Below are 17,254 nucleotides of genomic sequence, written 5' to 3'. Positions count from 1 at the left end.
GGGCCCCTCCGTCGTACCGGTCGGTTACTTCGGCTGCGGCTTGCGCACCGAGAGGTGGAGCTCCTTCAGGCGGGCCTCCTCCAGCTCCGTCGGCGCGCCCATCATCAGGTCCTGGGCGTTGCCGTTGAGCGGGAAGGCGATGGTCTCGCGGATGTTGGGCTCGTCGGCGAGCAGCATGACGATGCGGTCGACGCCGGGCGCGATGCCGCCGTGCGGCGGGGCGCCGAAGCGGAACGCGCGGAGCATGCCGGCGAACTTCTCCTCGACCGTCTCGCGGTCGTAACCCGCGATCTCGAAGGCCTTGAGCATGATCTCCGGCTCGTGGTTCCGGATGGCGCCGGAGGACAGCTCGACACCGTTGCAGACGATGTCGTACTGCCAGCCGAGGATGGACAGCGGGTCCTGGGTCTGCAGGGCCTCCAGGCCGCCCTGCGGCATCGAGAAGGGGTTGTGCGAGAAGTCGATCGCGCCGGTCTCCTCGTCCTTCTCGTACATCGGGAAGTCGACGATCCAGCAGAAGCGGAAGACGTCCTCCTCGAAGTGGCCGGCCCGCTTGGCGGCCTCGACGCGCACCGCGCCCATGATCTTCGAGACCTCGTCGAACTCGCCCGCACCGAAGAACACCGCGTGGCCGGGGGCCAGGGAGAGCCGCTTGGTCAGCTCGGCGACGTTCTCCTCCGTCAGGAACTTCGCGATCGGGCCGGTCAGCGAGCCGTCCTCGCCGACCCGCACCCACGCCAGGCCCTTCGCGCCCTGCGCGACCGCGAAGTCGCCGAGCTGGTCGAAGAACTTGCGGGGCTGGCCGGAGACGTCCGGCACCGGCAGCGCGCGCACGTGCTTGCCGGCGAACGCCTTGAACTCCGAGCCCTCGAAGACGTCGGTGATGTCGACGAGCTCCAGCTTGGCGCGCAGGTCCGGCTTGTCGGAGCCGTACTTCAGCATCGCCTCGCGGAACGGGATCCGCGGGAACGGCGACGTCACGTGCCGGCCGTTGCCGAACTCCTCGAACAGCTCGGTCATCAGCTTCTCGATCGGCTGGAAGACGTCCTCCTGCTCGACGAAGGACATCTCCACGTCGAGCTGGTAGAACTCGCCCGGCGAACGGTCCGCGCGGGCGTCCTCGTCACGGAAGCAGGGCGCGATCTGGAAGTAGCGGTCGAAGCCGGAGATCATCAGCAGCTGCTTGAACTGCTGCGGGGCCTGGGGGAGGGCGTAGAACTTGCCCGGGTTCAGGCGGGAGGGGACGACGAAGTCACGGGCGCCCTCGGGGGAGGTCGCGGACAGGATCGGCGTCGTCATCTCGTTGAAGCCCAGCGCCGTCATCTTCCGGCGGATCGCCGAGATGACCTGCGTGCGCAGCATGATGTTGCGGTGCATGCGCTCGCGGCGCAGGTCCAGGAAGCGGTACTCCAGGCGCCGCTCCTCGTTGACACCGTCCTCGGTGTTGATCGTGAAGGGCAGCGGGGCCGCCGCGCCCAGCACCTCCACCGCGCCGACCTCGACCTCGACCTCACCGGTCGGCAGCTCGGGGTTGACGTTCTCCGCGCCGCGCGAGACGACCTTGCCGTCGACGCGGACCACCGTCTCCTTGGACAGCTTGTCCAGCGCCTCGTACGCCTCCGTGCCCGGACGGGCCACGAGCTGCGTGATGCCGTAGTGGTCGCGCAGATCGATGAAGAGGATGCCGCCCAGGTCGCGCCGATTGTGCAGCCAGCCACTCAGCCGGACGTCGGTGCCGACGTCAGAGGCGCGGAGCTCGCCGCAGGTGTGGGACCTGTACCGATGCATCGTCGTTCATCCAGTCTTCGCGGATCGGGGTCTTCGTTTCACGTGAAACTCCCCCCAGCCTACCGGCCGACCCACGATCGCTTCCCCGTCATCACCACCCGAGCATGCGTGCGGCCTCGGTGGCAGTTTTCGACACCATCTTCATAAAGTGGGGCAATGCGCACTGGTGAGCCCTTGTCCTCTCTGGGGGACGTCCTCGCCGTCCTCGACACCGGTCTGTGGCACTGGGACACCGCGGCCGGGCTGGTCACGGTCGACGCCGTCGCGGCACGGCTGCTCGGACTGCCCGCCGAACGGACCACCCTCACGGAGGCCCAGGTCCGGGCCCGTCTGCACCCCGTCGACTGGAACGAGATCACCGGGGTCGTCCGGCTCGCCGTCGCCGAGGAGACCCTCGCCGAGGTACGGATCCGGATCATGGACGACCAGCAGCGGGTCGTCCGGGTGGTGCGCAGCCGCTCCAAGCCCGCCTTCGACCGCGTCCGCAAGGCCTACGTCCTGACCGGCACCCTTCAGGAGGTCACCGAGCCCGCGCCGGGAACGCCCGCCGGACGCAGCGCGGTCACCGGCGACTGGCGGCGGTCACGGGAGGCGTTCCTGCTGGACGCGGGCCGGGCGCTGGCCGAGGCGCGGTCGACGCAGGAGGTGCTGCGGGTCGCCGCCAACCTGTCGATGCCGGGCTTCTCCCCGGACGGGCTGGCCGTCTTCGGCGTGGAGGGCGACCGGCTCACGGTCATAGGCCACCACGGGCAGGAGCCCGGCGAGGAGGCCCCGTTCACCTCCATGGCGGTGGACACGGACTACCCGGCCGCCGAGGTGGTGCGGACGGGCCGCGCGGTCTACCTCTCCTCCCCGCAGCAGTACAAGGCGCGTTACCCGCTCGCCTGGCCGCTCGCCCAGCGCTTCGGCCGCCGGTCCTGGGCGTTCCTGCCGCTGACCGTGGCCGGGCGTCCGATGGGCGCGTGGATGGCGGGCTTCGCCTACCCGGTCGCGTTCACCCCCGACGAGCGCTCCGTGCTGACCACCGTGGCGCGCATGCTGGCGCAGGCGCTGTCCCGGGCGGGCGCGGCCGAGACCCAGCGGGAGCTGAGCGAGGGACTGCAGCGCTCCATGCTGCCCGCGCTGGGACCCGACATCCCGGGCATGGACATCGCCGCCCGCTACGTCCCCACCGGTGGCGGGCTCCAGGTCGGCGGCGACTGGTACGACGTGATCCCGCTGCCCCGCGGCCGCTTCGCCCTGGTCATCGGCGACGTCCAGGGGCACGACGTACGGGCGGCCGGGCTGATGGGGCAGTTGCGCATCGCCCTGCGCGCGTACGCCGCCGAGGGCCACCGCCCCGACGCCGTGCTCTCCCGGGCCTCCCACTTCTTCCACGGCCTCACCCAGGGGAACCACGACGAGGACCCCGACGATGTGCGTTTCGCGACCTGTTACTACGCCGAGGTCGACTCGGCGACGGGCACCGTGGAGAGCGCCCGGGCCGGCCACCTGGACCCGGTCGTGCGCATGGCGGACGGCACGGCGCTGATCCGCGCCACGGCGGGCGGACTGCCGCTCGGCATCGACCCGGACTCCGACTACCCGACGACACGGCACGCCCTGGAACCCGGCGAGACCCTGATGCTCTGCACGGACGGCCTGGTCGAGACCGGCGGCCACGACCTGCGGACCGGCTGGGGACGGCTGCGCAGCGTCCTGGAGGACCGCTGGGACAGCATGGACGAGCTGGCCGACGCACTGATCCAGGCCGTGCTCGGACCGTCCTCGCACCACACGACCGGACCGCTCGTCGACCGCCGCGAGGACGACATGGCGCTCCTGCTGCTGCACCGGGAGAGCGGTGACCACGTCGATGCCCGGTCGCCGGTGCGTCGCGCGGTGATGACGGTCGCACAGGCCGAACCGGAGCGCGTCGCCGACGCCCGGCAGCAACTGCGCGAGCTGCTGCACGACTGGCCCGACGAGGACCAGAAGGACTCCGCGGTGCTGCTGCTCTCCGAGGTGCTGACGAACGTCCTGGTCCACACCGACACGGACGCCCTGCTGGTCACCGACGTCACCGGGGAGCCGGGCGAGCGGCAGATCCGCGTCGAGGTCACCGACACCGGCGACGACCTGCCGCACAAGCGCCGGCCGGGTGAGATGGCGTCCTCCGGACGTGGCCTGATGCTGATCGAGCTGCTCGCGGACGCCTGGGGGGTGGCCCCGCGCGGCGAGGGCAAGAGCATCTGGTTCGAGCTGTACGAGACGGACGGGGCCGGGCCCGACGGTGCCGGACACGGCCGCGCACATGCGGACGAGCCCCGTCCCTGACCGGACGGGGCTCGTTCTCCGGGGCTCGGGAGAGGGACCTACAGTCCGCCCTCGGACATCCCGTGCACCGCCGGGATCGTTCCGAGCCGGCCCTTCTGGAAGTCCTCGAACGCCTGCTGGAGCTCCTCGCGGGTGTTCATGACGAACGGGCCGTAGTGGGCCATGGGCTCACGGATCGGCTGCCCGCCGAGCAGGACGACCTCCAGGTCCGGGGTGTGGGAGTCCTGCTTCTCGTCCGCGCGGACGGTCAGCGAGGACCCGGCGCCGAAGACCGCGGTCTGCCCCAGGTGGACCGGACGGCGCTCCGTGCCCACGGCGCCCCTGCCCGCCAGGACGTAGGCCAGGCCGTTGAAGTCCTCGCGCCAGGGGAGGGTGATCTCGGCGCCCGGTGCGAGCGTCGCGTGGATCATCGTGATCGGCGTGTGCGTGATGCCGGGACCCTGGTGGCCGTCCAGCTCACCGGCGATGACCCGCAGCAGCGCGCCTCCGTCGGGGGAGGTGAGCAGCTGGACGCTGCCGCCCCGGATGTCCTGGTAGCGCGGCGCCATCATCTTGTCCTTGGCCGGGAGGTTCACCCACAGCTGGAGGCCGTGGAAGAGGCCCCCGGACATGACGAGCTGCTCCGGCGGCGCCTCGATGTGCAGCAGGCCGCTTCCGGCGGTCATCCACTGGGTGTCGCCGTTGGTGATGGTGCCGCCACCCCCGTGGCTGTCCTGGTGGTCGAAGGTCCCGTCGATGATGTAGGTGACGGTCTCGAAGCCGCGGTGCGGGTGCCAGGGGGTGCCCTTCGGCTCGCCGGGCGCGTAGTCCACCTCACCCATCTGGTCCATCATGATGAACGGGTCGAGATGGCGGTAGTTGATCCCCGCGAACGCCCGGCGCACCGGGAAGCCCTCGCCCTCGAAACCGCTCGGCGCGGTCGTGACGGCGAGCACGGGACGTGCCACGGCGTCGGCGGGTGCGGTCACGCGGGGCAGCGTCAACGGGTTCTCGACGGTCACTGCGGGCATGTCGGTACCTCCTCGTGTACGCCCACTTTAGTTGAGCGTTGAACTTCTTGCCACCCCCAACAGAGAAAGCCCGGAGGGCATTCCCTCCGGGCTCCGCACCGAAGCGGCACGGGTCAGCCGTACATCCGGCGCATCGCGAACTCGACCATCTGCTCGACGGCCTTCGCGTCGAACACCATGCGGTGCTCGCCCTCCATGTCGAGGACGAAGCCGTAGCCGGTCGGCAGCAGGTCGATCACCTCGGCGCCGGTGATCACGAAGTACTTGGACTCCTTTCCCGCGTACCGCCGCAGCTCCTTGAGCGAGGTGAACATCGGGATCACCGGCTGCTGGGTGTTGTGCAGGGCGAGGAACCCGGGATTGTCGCCGCGCGGGCAGTACACCTTGGACGTGGCGAAGACCTGCTGGAAGTCCTCGGCGGCCATCTGACCCGTGGTGAACGCGCGCACCGCGTCCGCGAGCGAGGGCGGGGACGGCTCGGGATACAGCGGCGCCTGCTGCCCGTACCCGCCCGGCATCTGCTGCTGCGGCGGGACGTAACCCTGCTGTGCCCCCGTGCTCTGGTCGTAGCCGTACATGCCGCACAGACTAACGACCCGGCGGGAGGGCTGGGTCACAGATGTCCGGATCGGGGTTGCTTCTTATTACCGACGGGTAGCATCATCGTAGCTACTTGTTGGTACGTGAACTAGGTGCGAGGAGCCAGTGCCTCGCCGATCCCTCTCTAACGGAGCCGTCGCCATGGGGCACTACAAGTCGAATCTCCGCGACATCGAGTTCAACCTCTTCGAAGTACTCGGGCGCGACAAGCTGTACGGCACGGGCCCGTTCGGGGAGATGGACGTCGACACCGCGAAGAGCATCCTGGAGGAGCTGACCCGCCTCTCGGAGAACGAGCTGGCCGAGTCCTTCGCCGACGCCGACCGCAACCCGCCGGTCTTCGACCCGGAGACCAACACCGCCCCGGTCCCGGCGTCCTTCAAGAAGAGCTACCAGGCCTTCATGGACTCCGAGTACTGGCGCCTCGGCCTGCCCGAGGCGATCGGCGGCACCACCGCTCCCCCGTCGCTGATCTGGGCGTACGCCGAGCTGATCCTGGGCGCCAACCCGGCCGTGTGGATGTACTCCTCCGGTCCGGCCTTCGCCGGGATCCTGTACGACGAGGGCAACGAGGTCCAGAAGAAGATCGCCCAGATCGCCGTCGAGAAGCAGTGGGGCTCGACGATGGTCCTCACCGAGCCGGACGCCGGCTCGGACGTGGGCGCCGGCCGCACCAAGGCCGTGCAGCAGGAGGACGGCTCCTGGCACATCGAGGGCGTGAAGCGGTTCATCACCTCCGGTGAGCACGACATGTCGGAGAACATCCTCCACTACGTGCTCGCCCGTCCCGAGGGCGCCGGCCCCGGCACCAAGGGCCTGTCCCTCTTCCTCGTCCCGAAGTACCTCTTCGACTTCGAGACCGGCGAGCTGGGCGAGCGCAACGGCGTCTACGCCACCAACGTCGAGCACAAGATGGGCCTGAAGGCCTCCAACACCTGCGAGATGACCTTCGGCGACCGGCACCCCGCCAAGGGCTGGCTGATCGGCGACAAGCACGACGGCATCCGCCAGATGTTCCGCATCATCGAGTTCGCCCGCATGATGGTCGGCACGAAGGCGATCTCCACGCTGTCCACGGGCTACCTCAACGCGCTGGAGTACGCCAAGGAGCGCGTCCAGGGTCCGGATCTGGCCAACTTCATGGACAAGACCGCGCCCAAGGTCACCATCACCCACCACCCCGACGTGCGCCGCTCGCTGATGACGCAGAAGGCGTACGCGGAGGGCATGCGCGCCCTCGTCCTGCACACCGCCTCGGTCCAGGACGCGATCGCGGTCAAGGAGGCCGCGGGCGAGGACGCCTCCGCCGAGCACGCGCTGAACGACCTGCTCCTGCCGATCGTCAAGGGCTACGGCTCCGAGAAGGGCTACGAGCAGCTCGCCCAGTCGCTGCAGACCTTCGGCGGCTCCGGCTTCCTGCAGGAGTACCCGATCGAGCAGTACATCCGGGACTCCAAGATCGACACCCTGTACGAGGGCACCACCGCCATCCAGGGCCAGGACTTCTTCTTCCGGAAGATCGTCCGCAACCAGGGCGCCGCCCTGAACTCGCTGGCCGAGGACATCAAGAAGTTCCTCGCCCTCGGCACCGGCGGCGAGGAGCTGGCCGGCGCCCGCGAGCACCTGGCCAAGGCGGCCGTCGAGCTGGAGGCCATCGTCGGCCTGATGCTCACCGACCTCGCGGCCACCGAGCAGGACGTCAAGAACATCTACAAGGTGGGCCTGAACACCACCCGCCTGCTGATGGCCTCCGGTGACGTGATCGTCGGCTACCTGCTCCTGCGCGGCGCCGCGGTCGCCGCCGAGAAGCTCCAGACGGCCTCCGGCAAGGACCGGGCCTTCTACACCGGCAAGATCGCCGCGGCGAAGTTCTTCGCGGCCAACGTCCTGCCCGGCGTCACCCTGGCCCGCAAGGTCGCCGAGGGCGTCGAGCTCGACCTGATGGAGCTGGACGAGGCGGCCTTCTAGGCACTCCCCCCACCGGATCGCACGAGACCGCCCGAGGGCCCGCTCCCGCACAGGGAAGCGGGCCCTCGTCCTCGTTAAGGTGAACCCATGAGCGCACCCTCCCGCTTCGACCGCGGCCACACCGACGACCTGATGTCCTTCCTGGCGGCGAGCCCCACGCCCTACCACGCGGTGGCGAACGCCGCCGAGCGGCTGGACAAGGCCGGCTTCCGGCAGGTCGCCGAGACGGACGCCTGGGACGGGACGAACGGCGGCAGGTACGTGCTGCGCGGCGGTGCGATCGTGGCCTGGTACGTCCCCGAGGGCGCGGAGCCGCACACCCCCTTCCGCATCGTCGGCGCGCACACCGACTCCCCCAACCTGCGGGTCAAGCCCCGGCCCGACAGCGGGGCGCACGGCTGGCGCCAGGTGGCGGTGGAGATCTACGGCGGTCCGCTGCTCAACTCCTGGCTCGACCGCGACCTGGGCCTGGCCGGCCGGCTGACCCTGCGCGACGGCTCCACCCGCCTGGTGAACGCCGACCGGCCGCTGCTGCGCGTCCCCCAGCTCGCCATCCACCTGGACCGCTCGGTGAACTCCGAGGGCCTCAAACTCGACAAGCAGCGGCACCTGCAGCCCGTCTGGGGCCTGGGCGACGACGTCCGCGACGGCGACCTCATCGCCTTCCTGGAGGAGACCGCGGGCATCCCGGCGGGCGAGGTCGCCGGCTGGGACCTGATGGTCCACTCCGTGGAACCGCCGGCGTACCTGGGCCGCGACGAGGAACTGGTGGCCGGCCCGCGCATGGACAACCTGCTGTCCGTGCACGCGGGGACGGCCGCGCTGGCGGCGGTCGCCGCGAACCCGGCCGGCCTGTCGCACATCCCCGTCCTCGCCGCCTTCGACCACGAGGAGAACGGCTCCCAGTCCGACACCGGCGCCGACGGCCCGCTGCTCGGCAGCGTGCTGGAGCGCTCGGTGTTCGCGCGCGGAGGGTCGTACGAGGACCGGGCGCGCGCCTTCGCCGGCACCGTCTGCCTCTCCTCCGACACCGGCCACGCCGTCCACCCCAACTACGCGGAGCGGCACGACCCGACGCACCACCCGCGCGTCGACGGCGGCCCCCTCCTCAAGGTCAACGTCAACAACCGCTACGCGACGGACGGTTCGGGCCGGGCCGTGTTCGCGGCGGCCTGCGAGAAGGCGGATGTCCCCTTCCAGTCCTTCGTCTCCAACAACTCCATGCCGTGCGGCACCACCATCGGCCCGATCACCGCGGCCCGGCACGGCATCCGGACCGTCGACATCGGCGTGGCCATCCTGTCGATGCACAGCGCGCGCGAACTGTGCGGCGCGAAGGACCCGTTCCTGCTGGCGAACGCGTTGGCGGCGTTCCTGGAGGGGTAGTCAACTCTCCCTCGCGGCATGGCCGATGCCGGTCCGGGTACCCGGTGGTGACCGGAAACACCGGACAGGGAGGCGACACTCATGGGCCTCGGCGGATGCATCATCCTCATCGCCGTGGGAGCAATCCTCACGTTCGCGACCGACTGGGACATGCAGGGTGTCAACCTTGACCTGGTCGGCGTCATCTTCATGATCGTCGGTCTGATCGGCGTCGCGACCTTCAGCAGCATCGCCCGGCGCAGGCGGGTCGTCGTACCGCCCGCCACGCCGGTCGTCGACGACACCCGGCCGCACCACCGGGACGGCTACAGCGACGGGTACGGGGTCTGACCGGGCCCCCGGCGCGGGCGGGGCGTCAGCGGACGACCGCCTTGCGCTCCGCCTCCGTCAGGGGCGGACCCGGCAGGTACGCCTTCCTCGGGCCGAAGAGCATGGGGAAGAGCATGTCGGGCGAGAACAGGCGGGCGGCGGGCTTCTCGAGGCTCATCACGTCCAGCAGCGCACCGAGCGCACGCGGATTGCGGGCTCCGGTGGCGACGGCCCGGTCCACGTACCGGGCGAGGAACCGCTCCACGGCCGTGGGCGGCGTCGCGGCGGCGCCCGGGTAGAAGGCGTCCTGCCCGACCGCGAGGTTCCACGCGGCGGCGACGGGCCGGGCCGCGACGCGCTGGAGGCGGCGCGCGGTGCCGGGGACGGTGAGGCGGGTGTCCCGCAACACGGCCCGGACGGCGAGGGCGCCCTGCGCCGCGACCGTGATGCCGTGGCCGTAGACCGGGTTGTAACCGGCGACGGCGTCGCCGAGCACGAGGAAGCCGTCCGGCCAGTGCCGCATCTTCTCGTAGTAGCGGCGCTGGTTGGCGGTGCTGCGCGTGGTGGCGACGTCCCCGAGGGGCTCGGCCTCCTTGAGCAGTTCCCCTATGACGGGATCGCCGAGACCGAGTGCGAAGTCCACGAAGGAGTCCGGGTCGCTGCTCGGCTCACCGCCACGGGTGCCGGCCAGCGTCACGATCCAGCGGTTCCCCTCGACCGGCAGGATGATGCCGCCCCGGCCCGGGGCCCTGCCCGGATTGGCCTGGACGTTGACGAGGGGGAAGCCGGTCTCCGCGGTGCTGCCCGGCGCCCGGTAGAGGCGGGTGGCGTAGGCGACCCCGGCGTTGATCTCCCGTTCGGCGACCTTCGGCAGGCCCAGCTCCCTCAGCCACCGTGGGGCGGAGGAGCCGCGTCCGGAGGCGTCGACGACGAGGTCGGCGGACAGGACGAGTTCCTCGTCGCCGGTGCGCACGCGCACGCCGGTGACCCGGGTGGCGCCGCCCTCCAGCGCCACGGCGACGGTGTCCTGGCGCAGCGTGACGCGGCCGTCGGCGAGGACGCGGTCGCGTATGACGGCTTCCAGCAGGTCGCGGGAGCAGACGATGTTGCGGTGGTGGGTGGACGTGAAGCGCCGGAACCAGATCTCGTTGGGCGCGCGCGAGACCATGTCGCCCATGATCCGCACGAGGCGGCCGCCACGGGCGACGACCTCCTCGACGACACCGGGAAGCAGCTCGTCGAAGGCCCGGACGCCGCCGCTCCACACCAGGTGCGCGTGGCGCGCCTGGGGAACGCCGCGGCGCGGCTCCGGTCCCTCGGGGAGGCGGTCGCGTTCGACGACGGTGACGTCGGCGGTCTCGGCGAGGGCGGCCGCCGCGAACAGCCCGGCGAGGCTGCCGCCGATGACGAGGGCCGTGGGCCGGCGGGTGTCGAGTCTGTCAGGCATGTGTGCTCCGGGTGTCGGTCGACGTCATCCGCCGGCGGAGGGCGTCGACGGTGTGCGGGTGGTCGAGCGCGCGGGAGACGGCGTCGATGTGGGCGGTCACGTGGGTGCCGACGCGGGTGGCCGCGTCACCGCCTTCTCGCGGGGCTCCCCCACGGTGGGCGTCGATCGCGGCGCGGACCGCGACGGCGCCGGCGATGCCCCGTGCCGTGCTCTCGTCGTGCGCGTCCAGGGCAGCCTGGTACGCGCGCCGGTACAGGTCGTGGTCGAAGTAGGGGGTGAGCAGGCGCAGGGCGTCGTAGATGCGCTGCCGGCGCTGCATCAGGCGGAGGTCCAGCGGTGTCCAGAAGCCGAAGCGGGCCGCCGCCGCGGATGCCGCGAGGACCCGGACGGCCAGCCACAGCGGCCGCAGCCGCCGGTACTCGCGCCGGTCGCGGATCCAGTCCCGCAGGAAGGGACCCGCCTGGGGCACGAGGAACCCGATCGCCACGAGGGCGGCCTGCGCCAGCGCGAAGGGCGGGGCCGCCCGCGTGCTGAGGAAGTCCCAGTCGGCTCCCGCCCAGCGGGCCCCGATCGCCGCCATCTTGGCCGCGTCGTAGATCAGGCCCGACGCGAAGCCGAGCTGGAGGAGGACGACCCCCGATCTGAGCCAGCGGTTCCCGACCTCCGGGAACCACTTCCACAGCATGGAGGCGGCCACGAGGGACGACACCATGTGCGCCACCAGGTAGAGCAGGATGTGCTCACGCATCCACGGTGTGGTGGCGTAGTAGGTGTCCAGGTCGTATATCCGCGCGACCGGCACCTCCGCCAGGAGGAACGTCCCCCACAGGGCGGCGATGACCCCCGCGTAGATCGCGTAGACGCGGCGCATCCGCCGCCGGCGCCGGTGCGACGGTTCCTCCCGCCACCGCATGATCATGGTCAGGCCGGTGGCGCAGGAGGCGGTGAGGAACGAGTAGGCCCAGGGCGCGGCGATGTTCGGCACGCCCGTCAGCACGTTGAGCCGCTGGATGTTCACCGGGGTGATGACGACCAGGCAGGCCGTGGCCCACGTCAGCAGGAGGGTGGTCGCCCGCACGTCCGGATCGCGCCAGGCGCGCAGGAACGTCGGGAGCTTGAAGGCCAGCGCCGTGGCCAGCAGGACGGTCGGGACGGCGTAGGGGATGTGGAAGTGGGGGATCGTCACAGGAGGCGCCCGCCACGGTTGCCTAAGGACAGGTTGATGCGGCCTTCCACGGTGGACGGGCTGACCGGGCCCTCCGCGTAGCGCCCTTTCATCCAGGTGCGGACCTCGCGGCCGAACAGCAGCCCGAACGTCTCCGCGTCCACCTCGTGCCGGTCGGCGGAGTCGGCGCGGGCCGCCACGGCGTGGCAGACGTCCCGCGGGACCTTCTCGGCGGCGAGGACCTGTTCCGCGGCCCGCCGGAGCGCCTCGGCGCTGTGTTCACCGGTGAGCGCCCGGGCGGCCGCGGTCACGTCCGGGGCGTGGTGGCCGCACGCCCCCTGCTCCTCGTGCCACAGCTCGTGTCCCAGGATGACCAGCTGCGCCTCCGCCACGGTGTTCTCCTCGACGACGATGATGGAGCGGTCGCCGCAGTCCAGCCGCATGCCCGACACCGGGATGTCCGGCGGGAAGGGCCGGAACACCAGCTGGAGGGGCCGGCCGACACGGGCCTCCATCGCCCGGCAGAACCCCTCCATCACGGCCCTGGGCTCCGCCGGCCGCTGGATCGACTTCGACGCGTCCCGTGCCAGGCGGGCGAGCAGGGACTTCATGGCCCTGGTGGTCATCGCCCGGCGTCCCCTTCCCGGGGGACGACCGACTTGATGACTCCTTCGAGCAGCCGGTCCAGCTGGGCCGGCGTCATCGCGCCGTGCCGGCGGAAGTCCGTCGCCTTCACGCCGTAACGGACCATCAGCGCGTCCAGGGGATCGGTCCGCGGGTCCAGCCTCTCCAGGAGGGGCAGGAGGGCCCGGTTGAGGGCGTCGGGGGCGGACGCGGTGAAGAACGCCTCCCCTCCCTCGACCCCGAAGAACTCCACGAGGCCGTGGAGCAGTTCGACACTGGGCACCTTCCTGCCGTCGCACACCTGACGGGCCCAGTACTCGGAGACCCCCAGACGCGCGTGGATGTCCGCGGCGAGATCCGCCATGCGCCCACCGGAACGGGACATGTGCGTGTGCGCCAGTGCCCGGATGCGCGCACGCACCCGGTCGTTCACCGTGTCGGCCGGTGGGGCGCCGCCCGCCAGCAACGTGCGGACGGTGCTTTCGGGCAACGCCGTCCTCGCGGCCAACTCCCGCGGGTCGAGCAGCTCTTCGGCTTTCCTCCCCTGCTCGGCCATGAGGGTGTCGAGGCGCCGGAGGGTCTCGGTCAGCGTGGTACGGGCTTCCACCAGTGCGCTCCCAGTGACGTGGGACTGAAGCTGCGGTGCCGTGCGCGTCACAACCTATGCGCACCCGGGCCGTTTCTCAACGATCGTTCACTGGCCGAAAATGATCGTTGACACGGTCGGCCGCACCACTCCCACGACGGGCACGGGGTCCGACGGGCACCGGGCCGGGTGCTCAGTGCAGCGCGTGCCCGGTCGTCGCGTCCACGTGGTCCGGCACCTCGTCGTGGCGGTCCCCGACGGTGAGGGTGCCGGTCGGCTCGAAGAGCAGGAGTGCCGTGGGGACGGGGGCGCAGGGCTTGTGCTCGGTGCCGCGGGGGACCGTGAAGACGGACCCCTTCGGGAGGACGACCGTGCGCTCGCCGGACGGCTCGCGCAGGGCGATGTGCAGTTCGCCGTCGAGGACGAGGAAGAACTCGTCCGTGTGGTCGTGCACGTGCCAGACGTGCTCGCCCTCCACCTTGGCGATGCGCACGTCGTAGTCGTTGACGGCGGTGACGATGCGGGGGCTCCACCGCTCCGTGAAGGAGGCGAGCGCGCGGTCGAGGGAGACGGGTTCCTGGGCTTTCCCGAGTTCCTGGGGTTCCTGTGTCATGCCCTCATCGTCCGCGGTGCGCGGGCACCGGACCAGTGCTAGGAATCGCGTATGCCGCAAGGATCCTCTCATCCCGCGTCCGCCACCCACCGCGTCGCCGTGATCGTCGACGAGGGCACCAACCCGTTCGAGGTGGGCGTGGCCACCGAACTGTTCGGGCTGCCCCGGCCCGAACTGGGGAAGCCGTGCGCGCCGTACCGGGTGACGCTGTGCACGCCCACGCCCGAGGTGCCCATGAACCACGGGTTCTTCACGATGACCGGGGTGGCGGGGCTGGACGCCGTGGACGGGGCGGACACCCTCGTCGTCCCCGGGCGGCCGGACAACGTCGTACCGCGCGCGGAGGCCGTCCTCGACGCGATCCGGCGCACGCACGCCCGGGGCGCCCGTGTCGTCAGCTTCTGCACCGGCACCTTCGCGCTCGCCGAGGCGGGCCTGCTCGACGGGCGCCGGGCCACGACGCACTGGATGTGGGCGGACGCCTTCCGGGAGCTGCACCCGAAGGTGCTGCTCGAGCCGGACGTGCTGTTCGTGGACGACGGGGACGTCCTCACCGCGGCGGGCAGTGCGGCCGCACTGGACCTGGGGCTGCACCTGTGGCGCCGGGACCACGGCGCCGAGGTCGCCAACGCGGTCTCCCGGCGGCTGGTGTTCGCCGCGCACCGGGACGGCGGGCAGCGGCAGTTCGTGGAGCGGCCGGTGCCGCCGGTGCCGGCCGAGTCGCTGGGCCCGCTGCTGGCCTGGGCCCAGGAGCGGCTGGACGAGCCGCTGACGGTGGCGGACCTCGCGGCCCGGGCGGCGGTGAGCCCGGCGACCCTGCACCGGCGCTTCCGCGCGCAGCTCGGTACGACGCCGCTCGCGTGGCTGACCGGGGAGCGGGTGGCGCTGGCGTGCCGGCTCATCGAGCGGGGGGAGGAGCGGCTGGACGTGGTGGCGGCGCGCAGCGGCCTGGGAACGGCGGCGAACCTGCGGGCACGGCTGCGGCGCGAGACGGGGCTCAGCCCGTCGGCCTACCGGCGGCGTTTCGGAACCGGGCACGGGGAAGTCCTCGTGCCATGAGATTCCTCGTGCGCGACCGGATCCTCGGGATCGGCGACGACTACTGGATCGAGGACGACCGCGGCAACAGGGTCTTCCTCGTCGACGGCAAGGCCATGCGGCTGCGGGACACCTTCGAGCTGAAGGACGCCCGGGGGCGGGTCCTCGTCGACATCCGGCAGAAGATGTTCTCCCTGCGGGACGCGATGGTGATCGAGCGGGGCGGTGAGCCGCTGGCGACCGTCCGGCGCAAGCGGCTGTCCCTGCTGCGCAACCACTACCGGGTGTCCCTGGCGGACGGCGGCACCGAGCTGGACGTCAGCGGCCGGATCCTCGACCGCGAGTTCGCCGTCGAGCACGACGGCGAACTGCTCGCCGCGGTCTCCCGCCGCCTGCTGTCCCTGCGGGACACCTACGCCGTGGACGTCGTACGGGAGGACGCGGACCCGGCGCTGCTGATCGCGGTGGCGGTGTGCGTGATCCACCTGGCGGAGAAGGAGCGGGAGGGGTGAGGGGGTCCGCGGGGGTCAGCGGCGCGGGCGGTCCAGGCCCAGGACGCGGTCCTTGAGGGCCGGGAAGCGCTCCCTGGTGCCCGCCACCGTCGCCGGGTCGAAGTCGACCGTGAGGACCTCCTCGCCGGGACCCGCCTCCGCCAGGACCTCGCCCCAGGGGTCCACCACGACCGAGTGACCCGCCTGCGGAACTCCCGCGTGCGTCCCGGCCGTTCCGCAGGCGAGGACGAACGCCTGGTTCTCCACCGCCCGTGCCCGCGCCAGCAGCGTCCAGTGGGACCGGCGGCGCTCCGGCCAGCCCGCCGGGACGACGAGGGTCTCGGCGCCGGCGTCGACGAGACCGCGGAAGAGCTCGGGGAAACGGAGGTCGTAGCAGGTGGCCACGCCCAGGGTGGTGTGCGGCAGGCGTACCGTCACCAGTCGGTCGCCCGCTCCCATCAGCACGGCCTCGCCCTGGTCGAAGCCGAAGCGGTGGATCTTGCGGTAGGCGGCGGCCAGGTCGCCGGAGGGGGAGAGGACCAGCGAGGTGTTGTAGAGGGTCCCGTCCGGGCCGCGCTCGGGGACGGAACCGGCGTGCAGCCACACGCCCGCGTCGCTCGCGGCCTTGGCCATCGCCTCGCGGGTCGGGCCGTCGAGGGGTTCCGCCTCGCTGCCGAACTCCTCGTAGGCGAACGCGCCCGTGGTCCACAGCTCCGGCAGCACGACGAGGTCGGCTCCGGCCTGATCCCGCACCATGTCGGCGACCCGGCGCCGACGCGATTCGACCGGTTCGTCCTCGTTCACGGCGACTTGGAGCAGGGAAGCGCGCACAATACCACCGTCCTGGCATTCGACCCGTGCACACGGGCCTACGATCGTCACAGGAAAGCACTGCCGGGGTGCCTCACAGCAGCGTAACTTGGGGGTGCCCCCGGTTCGAAGCGCTGCCGAGGACCCGGGGGCCTCCGAGACGCCCGCCGAGTGCAGCCACCGCCCACTGGCACCGCCGCCACAACCTGCCCGTGTACCGACCGCCGAGGGGTCCCGTTCCGTGAGTCTGCATCCCACCCTCCAGCCCTACGCCGACGCCTGGACCCACTCCATCGAAGCGATATCCGAGCTGGTGCGGCCGCTCCCGGAGGCCGACTGGAACCGGCGGACGCCGTGCCCGGGCTGGTCGGTCCGCGACGTCGTCTCGCACGTCATCGGCCTGGACTCCGAGATGTACGGCGACCCGCGCCCCATCCACACGCTGCCGCGCGACCTGTTCCACGTCACCACCGACCACCAGCGCTACATGGAGATGCAGGTCGACGTGCGCCGCCACCACACGGCGCCGGAGATGACCGCCGAGCTGGAGTACATGATCATCCGCCGCAACCGCCAGCTGCGGAACGAGTCGCGCGACCCGGGCGCCAAGGTCCGCGGCCCGCTTGGCACGGAGCTGACGCTGGAGGAGTCCATGCGCCGGCACGCGTTCGAGGTGTGGGCCCACGAGCAGGACCTGCGCGCGGCCCTCGGCCACCCCGGCAACCTCGACTCCCCCGGTGCGCACGTCACCCGTGACGTGCTGCTGGACGAGCTGCCGCGGGTGATCGCCGAGGACGCGCAGGCGCCGCGCAGCTCGGCCGTGGTCATCGACGTCCACGGGCCGGTGGAGTTCCTGCGCACGGTCCGCGTCGACATCCAGGGCCGCGGCACCCTGGAGACCGCCCCGGCGCTGGGCCCCGCCGCCGCTCTCACCCTCGACTGGGAGACCTACGTCCGCCTGGCCTGCGGCCGGGTGACGCCGGAGGCGGTCGCGGACCGCGTGAAGACGGAGGGCGACCCGGACCTGACGGCCGCGATCCTGCGGCACTTCGCGGTGACGAAGTAGCGCCGGGGGCGCATCGGCCCGTCCGGGGCGCCCCCGG

At 71.5% G+C, this 17,254-nt stretch carries 16 protein-coding genes; 7 read left to right on the top strand and 9 right to left on the bottom strand.

Annotation, left to right across the window (positions count from 1 at the left end; translation table 11 throughout):
- Window positions 1-24: 24 nt before the first annotated feature.
- Window positions 25-1,788: an aspartate--tRNA ligase gene (aspS, locus tag FHS37_RS10310; RefSeq protein ID WP_184819337.1), complete on the bottom strand. Its 1,764-nt coding sequence runs from the start codon at window positions 1,786-1,788 to the stop codon at window positions 25-27.
- A 156-nt stretch (window positions 1,789-1,944) separates the two neighbouring features.
- Between aspS and FHS37_RS10305 the strand changes: the two genes are divergently transcribed.
- Entirely contained in the window at window positions 1,945-4,104 is a 2,160-nt protein-coding gene (locus FHS37_RS10305) for an ATP-binding SpoIIE family protein phosphatase (RefSeq protein WP_184819335.1), read from the top strand.
- Between the two features lie 38 nt (window positions 4,105-4,142).
- Here FHS37_RS10305 and FHS37_RS10300 read toward each other — a convergent pair whose 3' ends face one another.
- Complete coding sequence (locus FHS37_RS10300) at window positions 4,143-5,114, bottom strand: pirin family protein (protein WP_184819333.1); 972 nt, start codon at window positions 5,112-5,114, stop codon at window positions 4,143-4,145.
- 113 nt (window positions 5,115-5,227) lie between these two features.
- Window positions 5,228-5,692, bottom strand: a complete 465-nt coding sequence (locus tag FHS37_RS10295) for an SseB family protein (RefSeq protein WP_184819331.1) — start codon at window positions 5,690-5,692, stop codon at window positions 5,228-5,230.
- Between the two features lie 163 nt (window positions 5,693-5,855).
- Here FHS37_RS10295 and FHS37_RS10290 point away from each other — a divergent pair, with 163 nt between their 5' ends.
- The 3 genes from FHS37_RS10290 to FHS37_RS10280 all read left to right on the top strand — a co-directional run bounded on the left by FHS37_RS10290 (window position 5,856) and on the right by FHS37_RS10280 (window position 9,398).
- Window positions 5,856-7,682, top strand: coding sequence for an acyl-CoA dehydrogenase (locus FHS37_RS10290; RefSeq protein ID WP_184819329.1), 1,827 nt, complete (start codon window positions 5,856-5,858; stop codon window positions 7,680-7,682).
- Between the two features lie 87 nt (window positions 7,683-7,769).
- Window positions 7,770-9,068, top strand: coding sequence for a M18 family aminopeptidase (locus FHS37_RS10285; RefSeq protein WP_184819327.1), 1,299 nt, complete (start codon window positions 7,770-7,772; stop codon window positions 9,066-9,068).
- An 81-nt stretch (window positions 9,069-9,149) separates the two neighbouring features.
- Window positions 9,150-9,398: a DUF6458 family protein gene (locus tag FHS37_RS10280; RefSeq protein WP_184819325.1), complete on the top strand. Its 249-nt coding sequence runs from the start codon at window positions 9,150-9,152 to the stop codon at window positions 9,396-9,398.
- A 25-nt stretch (window positions 9,399-9,423) separates the two neighbouring features.
- Here FHS37_RS10280 and FHS37_RS10275 read toward each other — a convergent pair whose 3' ends face one another.
- The 5 genes from FHS37_RS10275 to FHS37_RS10255 form a co-directional block, all read right to left on the bottom strand.
- Entirely contained in the window at window positions 9,424-10,824 is a 1,401-nt protein-coding gene (locus FHS37_RS10275; RefSeq protein ID WP_184819323.1) for an NAD(P)/FAD-dependent oxidoreductase, read from the bottom strand.
- Entirely contained in the window at window positions 10,817-12,010 is a 1,194-nt protein-coding gene (locus FHS37_RS10270) for an MAB_1171c family putative transporter (protein WP_229889979.1), read from the bottom strand. The genes FHS37_RS10275 and FHS37_RS10270 overlap by 8 nt, the downstream gene beginning before the upstream one ends.
- On the bottom strand, window positions 12,007-12,615 hold the full coding sequence (locus FHS37_RS10265; RefSeq protein WP_184819321.1) for a toxin: 609 nt from the start codon (window positions 12,613-12,615) through the stop codon (window positions 12,007-12,009). Before FHS37_RS10265 ends, FHS37_RS10270 begins: the two co-directional genes overlap by 4 nt.
- Window positions 12,612-13,220 (bottom strand): hypothetical protein, encoded by a 609-nt coding sequence (locus tag FHS37_RS10260; protein WP_229889980.1) that lies wholly within the window; start codon window positions 13,218-13,220, stop codon window positions 12,612-12,614. Before FHS37_RS10260 ends, FHS37_RS10265 begins: the two co-directional genes overlap by 4 nt.
- Window positions 13,221-13,392: 172 nt before the next feature.
- On the bottom strand, window positions 13,393-13,812 hold the full coding sequence (locus FHS37_RS10255; RefSeq protein WP_184819319.1) for a cupin domain-containing protein: 420 nt from the start codon (window positions 13,810-13,812) through the stop codon (window positions 13,393-13,395).
- A gap of 51 nt (window positions 13,813-13,863) precedes the next feature.
- On the opposite strand from FHS37_RS10255, the gene FHS37_RS10250 reads away from it, so the two are divergent.
- Window positions 13,864-14,871 carry a GlxA family transcriptional regulator gene (locus tag FHS37_RS10250; RefSeq protein WP_184819317.1) on the top strand — a complete coding sequence of 336 codons (1,008 nt, stop codon included), beginning with the start codon at window positions 13,864-13,866 and terminating at the stop codon, window positions 14,869-14,871.
- Window positions 14,868-15,362 carry an LURP-one-related/scramblase family protein gene (locus FHS37_RS10245; RefSeq protein WP_184819315.1) on the top strand — a complete coding sequence of 165 codons (495 nt, stop codon included), beginning with the start codon at window positions 14,868-14,870 and terminating at the stop codon, window positions 15,360-15,362. Before FHS37_RS10250 ends, FHS37_RS10245 begins: the two co-directional genes overlap by 4 nt.
- Before the next feature lie 15 nt (window positions 15,363-15,377).
- On the opposite strand, the gene FHS37_RS10240 is transcribed toward FHS37_RS10245, so the two are convergent.
- Complete coding sequence (locus FHS37_RS10240) at window positions 15,378-16,172, bottom strand: carbon-nitrogen family hydrolase (RefSeq protein WP_184819313.1); 795 nt, start codon at window positions 16,170-16,172, stop codon at window positions 15,378-15,380.
- Between the two features lie 220 nt (window positions 16,173-16,392).
- On the opposite strand from FHS37_RS10240, the gene FHS37_RS10235 reads away from it, so the two are divergent.
- On the top strand, window positions 16,393-17,217 hold the full coding sequence (locus tag FHS37_RS10235) for a maleylpyruvate isomerase family mycothiol-dependent enzyme (RefSeq protein WP_184819310.1): 825 nt from the start codon (window positions 16,393-16,395) through the stop codon (window positions 17,215-17,217).
- Window positions 17,218-17,254 lie beyond the last annotated feature (37 nt).

Origin of the sequence: Streptomyces griseomycini (assembly GCF_014203535.1) — a bacterium.
GTDB lineage: Bacteria > Actinomycetota > Actinomycetes > Streptomycetales > Streptomycetaceae > Streptomyces > Streptomyces griseomycini.
This window is presented reverse-complemented; position numbering and strand designations above follow the sequence as displayed.